Genomic DNA, 12,058 nt, shown 5'->3' on the forward strand with positions numbered 1-12,058 from the left:
TTAGCAGTCAGGCTTGCCAGCAGTAAACTTCTTGGCGGGGTTCACGGCAGCCTTGAACTCGCGCAGGGCCTTGGAACCCACCAGCAGCGGGTAGTTGAAGCTGCTGCGGTCCACCAGGTTCACCTCCACGGTGCGCTTCACGTCACCCAGGCACAGCTCCAGGTCCACCACCGGGCGCTTGGAGATTTCCGGCGCATCGCCTTCTTCCTCTTCATCGGCGCGGCCCTTGATCTTGCTGATGCGCGATACCTTGTGCTCGTACACCTTGCCGTCCGAGTCTTTCGTGGCCAGGCGGAAGCGCACCCATTCCTCGCCATCACGGGTGAACAGTTCGATGTCCTTGGCCGACAGCGAAGCGGTGAAGGCACCGGTGTCCATCTTGGCTTTAAGGGTTTCGCCCAGTTCGGGCAGGGTGATGTTCTCGTAACGGCCATAGATCGTAGGCTCGGCGGCCATTACCGGCAGTGCCAACAACGACAACAGGGCAAGCAGAGGTTTCACAGGCAGGCTTCCTTGAGAGGGGTCAGTACTTAGACTGCACGGGCAGGATAGGTTCGCTGTCACAAGGTTAACCAACATGTTGTGAAACATTTGTCCCTGCCGTCGGGCATTGGACATTTGGCGTAGGCCACGGCGCTGCTTATCATTGCCAACCGTTTATCTCCCACAACAAGAGTCTCTTTATGCGTCGCCTGCTGACCGGCATTCTCACTACCACCCTGCTGCTGCTCAATACCGTGGTGTTGATCTGCCCGCTGCTGGTCTTCGCCCTGCTCAAACTGGTGTTGCCGGGCCGTGGCCGCGACTATGCGTCGTGGGCGGTGATGTGGGTGGCCGAAACTTGGTCGGAAATCGACAAGGCGATCTTCGCCTTGTGCATCCCTACCCAATGGGACATTCGCGGCGTCGAGAACCTGCGCAAAGACACCTCGTACCTGGCCGTGAGCAACCACCAGACCTGGGTCGATATCCCCGCGCTGATCGAAAGCCTCAACCGCCGCACACCGTTCTTCAAGTTCTTCCTGAAGAAGGAATTGATCTGGGTACCACTGCTGGGCCTGGCCTGGTGGGGGCTGGATTACCCGTTCATGAAGCGCTACAGCAAGGCCTTCCTTGAGAAGCACCCGGAACTCAAGGGCAAGGACCTGGAGATCACCAAGGCCGCCTGCGAGCTGTTCAAGCGCCAGCCGGTGACCGTGGTCAACTACCTCGAAGGCACGCGGTTCACCGAGGCCAAGCGCCAGGAACAGCAGTCGCCGTATCGCTACCTGCTCAAGCCCAAGGCTGGGGGCGTGGCGTTTGTGCTGGCAGCGTTGGGTGAACAGCTGGATGCCTTGCTGGACGTGACCATCGTGTACCCCGGCAACAAGGCGCCGGGGTTCTGGGCATTGCTCAATGGCAGCATTAGCCGGGTGATTATCGACATTCAGGTGCGTGAACTGGACCCGGCGTTGTGGGCGGGGGATTACGAGAATGACCCGGCTTTCCGCCAGACCGTGCAGGCCTGGGTGAATCAGCTTTGGGTAGAGAAGGACCAGCGGATCGAGCAACTGCGGGCCGAGATGGGATGAGCTGTAATGGCCCTATCGCCGGCAAGCCAGCTCCCACAGGAGCTGCACAGGGCTCAGGCCTGTGAGCGTCCTGTGGGAGCTGGCTTGCCGGCGATAGGGCCCGCTCTGGCGCTACAAAAATCTTAGACTGACGGCTGAACCAACGGCGCCGGCGTCGTCCACAAGCTACCCAGATTCTGCAACAACGACCCGGCAATCCCCTGCTGCCCCAGGTATTGCAGAATCAACGGCGCAAACTGCCCGATCATCCCGGTATCCATCCCCAGCGCCTTGAACGCAGTGTCCAGGTCGCTGCGGTTTTCCACGTTGCTGCCCAGCGCGTTGCTCAACGCCGACTGGCTTTCGCTGTTCTTGCCCAGTAACCCACCCAGCCCACTCAGCCCGCCCAGCGCATTGGCCCCGGCCAGCAGGTCCAGCCCCGGTACCGCCTTGGTCAGTTGGCCATAGTCCTCGCTGCTCAGGTTATTGCGCGCCAGCCCCAGCATCGCCCCTACCCCACCCACGGCCTGCTCGGGGGTGATCTTGAGTTCGCTACCCAAAGTATTGAGCAAATTGGCCTGCGCCTCGGGCGCCTGCACCTGGGCTTGCTGGTTCTGATTCTGGTTCTGCATCGCCGAAACGGCATTGGCGGCATCGCTGAGGTTGAAGGCGAACACCGGGCTTGCGGCCAGGGTCATCAGGGTTGCCAGGGTGAATGCTTTCATCGGGAGGGACCTCGTGGGCCGGGATGGCCGGGGAAACGAGGCATTTGACTGAGGGTTGAAAGGTTGGTTCCGGGCCGAACATCGGGGCGGGCGTACAACTGTCAATCAACCCTGATTGGGGCATCTCAATGTCATCCTTGATCGCCTTGGCCAATGCACTCAGTGGAGTCTGTGATTGCCCTTCCTATCCCGTAGCGCACCAGATGCCTGGCGCACCCCAGCAGCGCCTCGATCATCACCTGAAATACTTACGCACCTGTCATTTCTGCCAGTAGCGGTAGGCGCTGATTGATTGAATACTGATGCTGCTTAGGTTGGACGTACACCCAACCATCTACCATTAACGGAGTCGAACCAATGAAGAAGAAAGCTACTAACACAACTTTTTTTTACGAGAACTCCAAGCTAGTCAATTTCTTCATTGGTTCACAAGGCCGTAGAGTCTTCCGCTCTGCAGAACAACTCTTCGCAGAACAGAGTACTGATAACCCATCCAGCTCTGAATTGCTGACAACAGACACAATGGGATCTGTAATCAGGGTGAGTAGTAAAGGAGAAGACAAGCCCGAGTTACACTGCTACGCAGCTTACGGGCACACCTCGTCCCTTCCCTCACAGCGTACTGTCTCTGGTTTCAATGGCGAAAGCCTTACCTCATTTTTAGCGAGCTACTTGCTCGGTAATGGCTATCGTGCATTCAGTCCAGTGCTGATGCGCTTCCATTCTGCAGACAGCCTAAGCCCTTTCGACGCAGGGGGCTTAAACGCTTACGCCTATTGTCTAGGCGACCCTATCAACAACGCTGACCCTGACGGACATTCTTCTTGGTCATGGCTTCGGACACGGAAATTTACTCCTTTTTCTAGAACTCCACAACAGAAGGTAAATCAACGGGCTGCATCTTTAGCAGCGATAACACAAAAACTCAAGGAGCAGACAGCAGAACTGACACTTGCAGATAGCCAACGAGCAAAATTCGGGAAGTTGGCGAGAAAAAACGCCAACCACTACGCGACTACAGCTGATGCACTTTACAATAAAGGCATACGCAAGCTGACCGGAATAAGTAAGTACACTTCCGAAGCAACAATTCCCGACACAGTAAATCGCTCAGTGAACATATTAAATAACGCAGCGGAAGCATTAAATTTTCACGAAGGTAAAAATACAAGAATAAATTCATACCTGGCCGAGACTAAACCGCCAGCTAAGGACCCTGTATTCGGCCGTCGTAAACGGCAAGATCATACCGAGAACGATAGGAGCCTAAGCGATGAACAAAGCGGCTTAAGACAAGGTAAATAACCCTCCCGCAAAGGCGCACTCGATGGCCCGTAACTGTAGATGGTTTGTATGTGCGGGTCTTTTCGCGGGTAATCCAGCCTCACTGATGAAGCGCCACGTCGGAGGCCGGCGACAGGGTCATTACTGGCGCTACAAGTCCCTCAGACTGACGACTGAACCAACGGCGCCGGCGTCGTCCACAAGCTACCCGGATTCTGCAACAACGACCCGGCAATCCCCTGCTGCCCCAGGTACTGCAGAATCAACGGCGCAAACTGCCCGATCATCCCGGTATCCATACCCAACGCCTTGAACGCAGTGTCCAGGTCGCTGCGGTTTTCCACATTGCTGCCCAGCGCGCTGCTCAAGGCCCATTGGCCCCGGCCAGCAGGTCCAGCCCCGGCGCCGCATTGGTCAGTTGACCATAGTCCTCGCTGCTCAGGTTATTGCGCGCTAGCCCCAGCATTGCGCCCGCCCCACCTACTGCCTGCTCTGGGGTGATCTTCAGTTCGCTGCCCAAGGTGTTGGGCAGATTGGCCTGCGCCTCGGGGGCCTGTACCTGGGCTTGCTGGCTCTGTTTCTGGTTTTGCATGCCCGACACGACGTTGGCGGCATCGCTGAGGTTGAAGGCGAACACCGGGCTTGCGGCCAAGGTCATCAGGGTTGCAAGGGTGAATGCTTTCATCGGGGAGAACCTCGTAGGCCGGAATGGCCAGGGAAACGAGGCGTTTGACTCGGTTTTCAGGGGTTCGTTCCCGGCCGATTGTCAGCGAAGTTCTGGGTCGAGCCAGCTGCTCCGTCCTGTCATTTCTGCCAGTAGCCACTTTTGTATATCACCCGGATACTGAGTTTTGTAACGGTGAACATGCATCGCATCAACGACGGGGCCCAACCGATGAACCGAGCACCTACATCAACGAAATATTTCTACCAGCTCGACAAACTGGTTACTGCACACACCGATGGTCAAACCCGAAGAGCCTTCCGAATTACGGATCAGCCATTAGCAGAACAAGCCAGCAGTAACAGGTGGAAGATATTAGCGGCCGATGAAAATAGATCAATCTCCCAAGTGCACGACGACATAAACATCCAATACCTTAACTACGCGCCCTACGGTTACTCCCCTTCACTCCCATCACCTAAAACCATATATGGCTTCAACGGTGAAACTATTGATCCACAGACACAAAATTACTTGCTGGGCCTAGGCTACAGAGTTTTCAACCCAGTACTTTTCCGCTTTCACAGCGCTGATAACTTCAGCCCATTCGAAGCGGGAGGTTTAAATGCATACGCTTATTGCGAAGGTGACCCTGTAAACAAAGCTGATCCAACCGGACAGTCGGGGGTTTTTTTAAGACTATTAAAAGGGATAGGTAACAGGCTTGGTCTGAGGCGTCCAGGAACCGCTACCAAGGTTGCTAAACCAAACTCGATGCCCGTGAGCCGGGCGGCATCTGAACACTCTGGAGCGTTGACATACGCAAGTCTTGACTCTCGAAGTTCTAGAAACAGTATATCTTCTGACTATGCCAGCATTGACTCATATTCTAGTACTGAAAGTGCCCCCCCTCTTCCACATCGACCACCACCTTCAAGCGCTGGACCCAGCGGCCAACTTTCGACTAGCAACCCTAATCGAGAACCTACCGGGAGAGTTTCTGAGGATATTGCTGCGTGGATCAATAACACCACAAGCGACGTAGCTCAAGACTTACTCACATTCTCACAAATCCCCCGCGCCGGGGCTCAAGCGAACCGAAGGCACTTGTCAGTACAAAACGCTGGTATTCGCAGAAGCGAAAGCTTCCTGAGGCATGCCCAGTCTTCGTCTGAACGCCCCCTATCCCTGTATTCAGACGGTGGTTTATTTCGCTGGCGAGATCGTCGTCGTTAAGATGTGCTGGCTCTTCAGAAAACCCATCAAGTCAATATGTGGCGCATGAGAGAGCAACATAATGGATTAGAGCGTAATCATGTGCGTGGGCCGCGCTTTATCTGGCACCCGTAAAAAAGCCCCTCGACTTGAGGGGCTCTTGTTAAGAGACGCTGATTACGCCGCCCCCCACATCTTATGCGGGTCAATCACAAACTTCTTCGGCACCCCCGCATCAAACTCGCCATACCCTTCCGGCGCCTGATCCAGGTTAATCACCTGCACGCCCACCACTTCGGCAATGTTAATCCGGTCCCACATAATCGCCTGCATCAGCTGACGGTTGTACTTCATGGTCGGAGTCTGCCCGGTGTGGAAGCTGTGTGACTTCGCCCAACCCAGGCCAAAGCGAATGCTCAACGCACCGATCTTGGCGGCGGCATCCACCGCACCCGGGTCTTCGGTCACGTACAGGCCCGGGATACCGATGCTGCCGGCTACACGGGTCACTTGCATCAGCGAGTTCAGCACGGTGGCCGGGGCTTCGTGCTTGGCGCCTTCATGGCCATGGCCACGGGCCTCAAAGCCTACAGCGTCAACGGCGCAGTCCACTTCAGGCTCACCGAGGATATCGACGATCTGCTCGTGCAGCGGAGTATCCTTGGACAGGTCGACCACTTCAAAGCCCTGCGACTTGGCGTGGGCCAGGCGGGCGGGGTTGAGATCGCCGACGATGACGCAGGCGGCGCCCAGCAGGCGAGCCGAGGCAGCGGCAGCCAGGCCGACCGGGCCAGCGCCCGCGACGTAAACGGTGCTGCCAGGGCCTACGCCAGCAGTGACGGCGCCGTGGTAGCCGGTAGGCAGAATGTCGGACAGGCAGGTCAGGTCACGGATCTTTTCCATGGCCTTGTCGCGCTCGGGCAGTTTCAGCAGGTTGAAGTCGGCGTATGGCACCAGCACGTATTCCGCCTGGCCACCGGTCCAGTCACCCATGTCGACGTAGCCGTAGGCACCGCCGGCGCGGGCCGGGTTGACGGTGAGGCACACGCCGGTGTGCATCTCTTTGCAGGAGCGGCAGCGGCCGCAGGCGACGTTGAACGGTACCGACACCAGGTCGCCGATCTGCATGCGCTCGACGTCGCTGCCCTTCTCGACGATTTCACCGGTGATTTCGTGGCCCAGGACCAGGCCGACCTGGGCAGTGGTGCGGCCGCGGACCATGTGCTGGTCGGAGCCGCAGATGTTGGTGGAGACCACCTTCAGGATCACGCCGTGCTCGATTTTCTTGCCGCGCGGGTCCTGCATTTTCGGGTAGTCGATCTTCTGCACCTCGACCTTGCCGGCGCCGAGATATACCACTCCACGATTGCCAGACATGCTCTTACCTCGCTTGATTTGTATTTATGCAGCGGTGGTTGAACGCGCCGCCATCCATGGGCGGCATGTGTTTCTGGAATGCAGGGAATTGTGGGCCGGATACGGCGGGATGCACTGACTGGGAGCGACAGGGAGATGCCTTTTAGCGGCAGGGGTGTCGTTGGAGGGTATGGAGGAAAGTAACAGAGGTGGCAGCCTGTACCGGCCTCTTCGCGGGCACGCCCGCTCCCACAGGTACTGCGCCGCCCTCAGGTCCAGCGCAATACCTGTGGGAGCGGGCGTGCCCGCGAAGAGGCCGGTACAGACGCTAGAGAACGACCGTCCGGTTAGCGTTAAGGAACACCCGCCGCTCGATGTGATAACCCACTGCCCGCGCCAGGGTCAGGCACTCGATATCGCGCCCTTTGGCAATCAGGTCTTCGGGGTAATGGCTGTGGTCCACCACTTCAACGCCCTGGGCAATGATTGGCCCTTCGTCCAGGTCGTTGTTGATGTAATGCGCAGTCGCGCCGACCATCTTCACGCCCTTGTTGTAAGCCTGGTGATAAGGCTTGGCACCCTTGAACCCCGGCAACAACGAGTGGTGAATGTTGATCGCCCAACCATCCAGGCGCCGGCACAGCTCGGGCGACAGCACCTGCATGTAACGGGCAAGGATGACCAGCTCGGCGCCGGTTTCCTCGATCACTTGCAGCACCTTGCGCTCTTGCCCAGGCTTGTCCTTGGGGTCGAGCGCGAAGTGGTAGTAAGGAATCTTGTGCCACTGGGCCAGCGGTTCCAGGTCGGGGTGGTTGGACACCACCGCAACCACGTCCATACCCAACTGGCCGATGCGCTGGCGATACAGCAGATCGTTCAGGCAGTGGTCAGCCTTGGACACCATGATCACCACCTTGGGGCGGTGATTCGGTGCGGTCAGCTCAAACGTCATGCCGAACGCTTCGCTGCGCTCGGCAAGGCCGGCCCGGAAGCCCGCCTCGTCGAAATCATCCGGCTGGCGGAACTCCACGCGAATGAAGAAGCGCCCCGACTGCCGGTCATCGAAGGAGTGGTGCTCCGTCACGTAGCAGCGCTGCTCGAAGAGGTAACGCGTCACCACGTCGACGGTGCCGAGCATGCTCGGGCAGTCGGCGGTGAGAATCCAGGTATCCGGTGCCCGACTCATGTTCTGCGCTCCTTAGGCTTCGATGCTCAAGCCGTACTCGGCCGAAGCGTCCTGCAGCCACAGCCACCAGTAGTCGGAGAAGCTGCGGCGAATCACCAGTTCCCAGGTGTCTTCGGCGGTGCGGCGGATCACCAGTTGCGACTTGGCAAACACGGTACCCACAGCCTTGCCCACCGGGAAGTTGTTCGGGTGAACATCATAGCTGGTGGACTTCATCAGCACTTCACGCACATTCGGGCCGCGCAGTTCCAGCAGGCTTTGCCCGCCGCTCACGTTCACCACCTGGATGTGCTGGCCTTCAAGGGCTGCACGCAGCTTTTGCTCGACCGCCAGTTCCTGGCCACCGGGTACGATCAGCAGCCATTCATCCGGGCCGACCCATTGCAGCGACATGTCGTTGTTGGCGACCACGGTCAGGGCCACCGGCAGTTCCAGGCCCAAGGCCTTGTGCACGCCTGCGGCGAATTCCGGGTTGTGGCCATCGCCGCGAAGGGTGAGGTGACCAAGGAACTTGCGTTCACGCAGGGTCACGCCTGCGTTCTTGCGGCCTTTGCCAACCAGGCTGGCCAGGTCGGCGTGGTGCAGTGGCGACTGGGCCTTGGCCTCGGCGCCGGGGTTTTGCTGGAAGACGTTGATAGCGCTCATTTCTTACCTGCCTTGAATTCTTGTTCGTCAGGGCAGCGCAGCACCGGGTTTTGGGCTGCGCCGCTATCCGGGGGCCTTTAGACGTTCTGCCGCTCACCCTTCGGATCGAAGAACACCGAAGACACGATCTCCGCCTCGATCACGCTGCCATCCGCCTGCGGCGAGAACACCCGCTCGCCCATGCGCTTGAGGCCGCCTTTGACCACGCCCATGGCGAACGAATAGCCCAGGGAGTTGGACGCGTAGCTGGAGGTCACGTGGCCAACCATGTCCATCGGGATCGGCTGTTTCGGGTCGAACACCAGCTGGGCACCTTCCGGCAGCCACTTGGTCGGGTCGACCGGCTTCAGGCCTACCAGTTGCTTGCGGTTCTCGCGCACGCAGTCTTCACGGTTCATGCCACGCAGGCCGATCCACGAGAACGGCTTGTTGCGGCCCACGCACCAGCTCATGTTCAGGTCGTCCGGGTTCATCGAACCGTCGGTGTCCTGGCCAACGATGATGAAGCCCTTCTCGGCACGCAGTACGTGCATGGTCTCGGTGCCGTACGGGGTCAGGTTGTACTTCTTGCCGGCCTCGATGATCTGTTCCAGCACGCCCATGGCGTAGTTGGCCTGCACGTTCACTTCGTACGACAGCTCACCGGTGAACGAGATTCGGAACACACGGGCTGGCACGCCGCCCACGTTGCCTTCCTTCCAGGTCATGAACGGGAAGGCTTCCTTGTCCATGTCGATGTCGGTCAGCTCGCTCAGCAGCTTGCGGCTGTTGGGGCCGGACAGGGTCATGGTGGCCCAGTGGTCGGTGACCGAGGTGAAGTACACCTTCAGCTCTGGCCATTCGGTCTGGTGGTACAGCTCCATCCACTGCAGCACGCGGGCGGCACCGCCGGTGGTGGTGGTCATGATGAAGTGGTTGTCGCCAACGCAGGCGGTTACGCCGTCGTCGAAGACCATGCCGTCTTCCTTGCACATCAGGCCGTAGCGGGCCTTGCCCACGTCGAGCTTGGTCCAGGCGTTGGTGTAGATGCGGTTGAGGAATTCGCGCGCGTCCGGGCCCTGGATGTCGATCTTGCCCAGGGTGGAGGCGTCCAGCAGGCCCACGCTGTCGCGCACGGCCTTGCATTCACGGGCCACGGCGGCATGGATGTCTTCACCGGCTTTCGGGAAGTACCACGGGCGCTTCCACTGGCCGACGTCTTCGAACTCGGCGCCGTTCTTCACGTGCCAGGCATGCAGGGCGGTGAAGCGAACGGGCTCGAACAGGTGACCACAGTGACGCCCCGCTACGGCGCCGAAGGTGACCGGCGTGTAGTTGGGACGGAACATGGTGGTGCCCATTTCCGGGATGGTGATGCCGATCGAACGGGCGGCGATGGCCAGGCCGTTGATGTTGCCCAGTTTGCCCTGGTCGGTACCGAAGCCCAGCGCGGTGTAGCGTTTGACGTGCTCGACCGACTCGAAGCCTTCGCGGGTGGCCAGCTCGATACCGGCGGCGGTCACGTCGTTCTGTTGGTCGACGAACTGCTTCGGCCCCTTGGTGCCTTTGTCGTGCGGCACCAGGAACAGCGCCACGGTGGCCTCTTCCTTGCGTGCAACGGTTTTTGGCAGGGTGCCGACAGTGGCTTTGAAGCCTGCTTCGGTGGCTGCGCGTACGCCGCCTTCGAAACCATCGGCAATCACGTCGCCAAGGGCGTAGACGCCATTGATACCACCCACGCATTCGCGTTTTTGCGGCGCATCGCCCGGCACGAAGCCGAGGATATCGTCACGCCATACCGGGCGACCGCCCAGGTGCGAAGCCAGGTGAACGATCGGGCTGTAGCCACCGGAGCTTGCGATCAGGTCGCACTCGAGGGTTTCGCCTGGGCTGGTGACTTTGTGCGCCTGCACATCGATGGCGGCCACACGGGCGCCAGTGACGTGCTTGCTGCCTTTGGCTTCGACCACAGCGCTGGAGGTAAGGATGCGAATGCCTTTGGCACGTGCCTCTTCAACCAGCGAACCACGTGGGTTGTGGCGGGCGTCGGCAATGGCGACCACTTGCAGGCCGGCGTCGTGCCAGTCCAGCGCGGCGCGATAGGCGTGGTCGTTGTTGGTCGACAGCACCAGCTTGCGGCCTGGGGCCACGCCGTAGCGGCGAACGTAGGTAGACACCGCACCGGCCAGCATGTTGCCCGGTACGTCGTTGTTGCCGTACACCAGCGGGCGCTCGTGGGCGCCGGCAGCCAGTACCACGCGCTTGGCGCGTACACGGTGCACGCGGTGGCGTACCTGGCCGATCGGGGCGCGGTCGCCGAGGTGGTCGGTGAGGCGCTCGTGAATGGTCAGGAAGTTATGGTCGTGGTAGCCGTTGACTGTGGCGCGTGGCAGCAGGGTCACTTCCGGCAGGCCTTCCAGCTCTTTGACCACGGCGTTTACCCAGTCGGCGGCAGGCTTGCCGTCGAGGGTTTCGCGGGTGTCGAGCAGGCTGCCGCCGAACTCTTCCTGCTCGTCAGCCAGGATCACACGGGCACCGCTGCGCGCAGCGGCCAGTGCCGCAGCCAGGCCAGCAGGGCCGGCACCGACGATCAGCACGTCGCAGTGCTGGTTCATGTAGTCGTAGCTGTCCGGGTCGTTCTGCAGCGGTGCACGGCCCAGGCCGGCAGCTTTACGGATGTACTTCTCGTACGTCATCCAGAACGATTTCGGGTACATGAAGGTTTTGTAGTAGAAGCCCGGCGGCATCATGCTGCCGCCCACCTTGCCAAGGATGCCCATGACGTCGTTGTTGACGTTCGGCCAGCCGTTGGTGCTGGTGGCGACAAGGCCTGCGTACAGCGCCTGCTGGGTGGCACGCACGTTGGGGATCTGGGTGGCTTCGCTGGAACCGATCTGCAGGATGGCGTTCGGCTCTTCGGTACCCGAGGCGATGATGCCGCGTGGGCGCGAGTACTTGAAGCTGCGGCCAACGATGTCGACGCCGTTGGCCAGCAACGCGGCGGCCAGGCTGTCACCGGCATAACCCTGGTAGGTCTTGCCGTTGAAGCTGAAGTTCAGGACCTTGCTGCGGTCGATACGGCCGCCGCTGGCGAGGCGATAGGTCTGGCTCATACTTTTTCCCCTTGGCCTTTGACGGTCGACGGTGCGTTTGCAGCTTTACCGTTGGCGGTCACTTGCGGCTTCTCGCCAATCTTGTAGGTTTCCAGAATCTCGTAGGTCACGGTGTCGCGGGTGACGTTGAAGTACTGGCGGCAGCCGGCAACGTGGTCCCACAGTTCATGGTGAATCCCGCGTGGGTTGTCACGGTAGAACATGTAGGTGCCCCACTCCTCGTCGGAGCAGGCGTTAGGGTCCAGCGGGCGGGCGATGTGCGCCTGGCCAGAGGCGTGGAACTCTTCTTCGGAGCGCAGCTCGCCGCAGTGGGGACAGAAAATATGCAACATGACGGTGTC

12 protein-coding genes and 1 pseudogene are annotated in these 12,058 nt (G+C 59.7%); 3 read left to right on the forward strand and 10 right to left on the reverse strand.

All coding sequences use genetic code 11. The features are described from left to right. The gene (locus N436_RS18885; RefSeq protein WP_019096441.1) at positions 1-501 is read right to left on the reverse strand and encodes an ATP-dependent zinc protease; all 501 of its coding nucleotides are present in this window, start codon (positions 499-501) and stop codon (positions 1-3) included. Between the two features lie 182 nt (positions 502-683). On the opposite strand from N436_RS18885, the gene N436_RS18890 reads away from it, so the two are divergent. Further along, positions 684-1,571 carry an acyltransferase gene (locus N436_RS18890; RefSeq protein WP_110741713.1) on the forward strand — a complete coding sequence of 296 codons (888 nt, stop codon included), beginning with the start codon at positions 684-686 and terminating at the stop codon, positions 1,569-1,571. Between the two features lie 122 nt (positions 1,572-1,693). Here the strand turns inward: N436_RS18890 and N436_RS18895 are convergent, their stop codons facing one another. Then, positions 1,694-2,275, reverse strand: coding sequence for a DUF2780 domain-containing protein (locus N436_RS18895; RefSeq protein ID WP_110741714.1), 582 nt, complete (start codon positions 2,273-2,275; stop codon positions 1,694-1,696). 357 nt (positions 2,276-2,632) lie between these two features. On the opposite strand from N436_RS18895, the gene N436_RS18900 reads away from it, so the two are divergent. Beyond that, positions 2,633-3,580 (forward strand): RHS repeat-associated core domain-containing protein, encoded by a 948-nt coding sequence (locus N436_RS18900; RefSeq protein ID WP_110741715.1) that lies wholly within the window; start codon positions 2,633-2,635, stop codon positions 3,578-3,580. A gap of 140 nt (positions 3,581-3,720) precedes the next feature. On the opposite strand, the pseudogene N436_RS28980 reads toward N436_RS18900, so the two are convergent. The 3 genes and pseudogenes from N436_RS28980 to N436_RS28990 all read right to left on the reverse strand — a co-directional run. Beyond that, positions 3,721-3,870, reverse strand: a pseudogene (locus N436_RS28980) (DUF2780 domain-containing protein); the annotation flags it as partial. Further along, complete coding sequence (locus N436_RS28985) at positions 3,843-3,905, reverse strand: hypothetical protein (protein ID WP_371920919.1); 63 nt, start codon at positions 3,903-3,905, stop codon at positions 3,843-3,845. The pseudogene N436_RS28980 and the gene N436_RS28985, both read right to left, overlap by 28 nt. An 18-nt stretch (positions 3,906-3,923) precedes the next feature. Further along, on the reverse strand, positions 3,924-4,244 hold the full coding sequence (locus tag N436_RS28990; protein WP_371920916.1) for a DUF2780 domain-containing protein: 321 nt from the start codon (positions 4,242-4,244) through the stop codon (positions 3,924-3,926). A gap of 210 nt (positions 4,245-4,454) precedes the next feature. Between N436_RS28990 and N436_RS28995 the strand changes: the two genes are divergently transcribed. Continuing rightward, positions 4,455-5,459 (forward strand): RHS repeat-associated core domain-containing protein, encoded by a 1,005-nt coding sequence (locus N436_RS28995; RefSeq protein WP_371920917.1) that lies wholly within the window; start codon positions 4,455-4,457, stop codon positions 5,457-5,459. Positions 5,460-5,615: 156 nt separating this feature from the next. Here the strand turns inward: N436_RS28995 and fdhA are convergent, their stop codons facing one another. From fdhA to N436_RS18935, 5 genes are all read right to left on the reverse strand, one after another. Continuing rightward, positions 5,616-6,815 (reverse strand): formaldehyde dehydrogenase, glutathione-independent, encoded by a 1,200-nt coding sequence (gene fdhA / locus N436_RS18915; RefSeq protein WP_012270123.1) that lies wholly within the window; start codon positions 6,813-6,815, stop codon positions 5,616-5,618. Between the two features lie 307 nt (positions 6,816-7,122). Beyond that, positions 7,123-7,980, reverse strand: a complete 858-nt coding sequence (gene purU / locus N436_RS18920; RefSeq protein ID WP_019096474.1) for a formyltetrahydrofolate deformylase — start codon at positions 7,978-7,980, stop codon at positions 7,123-7,125. A 12-nt stretch (positions 7,981-7,992) separates the two neighbouring features. Next, positions 7,993-8,625: a sarcosine oxidase subunit gamma gene (locus tag N436_RS18925; RefSeq protein WP_089230330.1), complete on the reverse strand. Its 633-nt coding sequence runs from the start codon at positions 8,623-8,625 to the stop codon at positions 7,993-7,995. A gap of 77 nt (positions 8,626-8,702) precedes the next feature. Next, a complete protein-coding gene (locus tag N436_RS18930; RefSeq protein WP_105947337.1) occupies positions 8,703-11,717 on the reverse strand; it encodes a sarcosine oxidase subunit alpha in 3,015 nt (1,004 codons plus the stop codon). Beyond that, positions 11,714-12,049, reverse strand: coding sequence for a sarcosine oxidase subunit delta (locus tag N436_RS18935; RefSeq protein ID WP_012270119.1), 336 nt, complete (start codon positions 12,047-12,049; stop codon positions 11,714-11,716). Before N436_RS18935 ends, N436_RS18930 begins: the two co-directional genes overlap by 4 nt. Between the last annotated feature and the right edge of the window lie 9 nt (positions 12,050-12,058).

The organism is Pseudomonas sp. RV120224-01b (genome assembly GCF_003208145.1).
Taxonomy (GTDB): Bacteria; Pseudomonadota; Gammaproteobacteria; order Pseudomonadales; family Pseudomonadaceae; genus Aquipseudomonas; species Aquipseudomonas monteilii.

What these genes read in the sequence shown, in the direction of transcription:
- N436_RS18895 (WP_110741714.1), bottom strand. Translation starts at nt 2,275, where the DNA reads ATGAAAGCATTCACCCTGGCAACCCTGATGACCCTGGCCGCAAGCCCG.
- N436_RS28990 (WP_371920916.1), bottom strand. Translation starts at nt 4,244, where the DNA reads ATGAAAGCATTCACCCTTGCAACCCTGATGACCTTGGCCGCAAGCCCG.
- N436_RS18925 (WP_089230330.1), bottom strand. Translation starts at nt 8,625, where the DNA reads ATGAGCGCTATCAACGTCTTCCAGCAAAACCCCGGCGCCGAGGCCAAG.
- N436_RS18935 (WP_012270119.1), bottom strand. Translation starts at nt 12,049, where the DNA reads ATGTTGCATATTTTCTGTCCCCACTGCGGCGAGCTGCGCTCCGAAGAA.
- fdhA (WP_012270123.1), bottom strand. Translation starts at nt 6,815, where the DNA reads ATGTCTGGCAATCGTGGAGTGGTATATCTCGGCGCCGGCAAGGTCGAG.
- N436_RS28995 (WP_371920917.1), top strand. Translation starts at nt 4,455, where the DNA reads ATGAACCGAGCACCTACATCAACGAAATATTTCTACCAGCTCGACAAA.
- purU (WP_019096474.1), bottom strand. Translation starts at nt 7,980, where the DNA reads ATGAGTCGGGCACCGGATACCTGGATTCTCACCGCCGACTGCCCGAGC.
- N436_RS18890 (WP_110741713.1), top strand. Translation starts at nt 684, where the DNA reads ATGCGTCGCCTGCTGACCGGCATTCTCACTACCACCCTGCTGCTGCTC.
- N436_RS18930 (WP_105947337.1), bottom strand. Translation starts at nt 11,717, where the DNA reads ATGAGCCAGACCTATCGCCTCGCCAGCGGCGGCCGTATCGACCGCAGC.
- N436_RS18900 (WP_110741715.1), top strand. Translation starts at nt 2,633, where the DNA reads ATGAAGAAGAAAGCTACTAACACAACTTTTTTTTACGAGAACTCCAAG.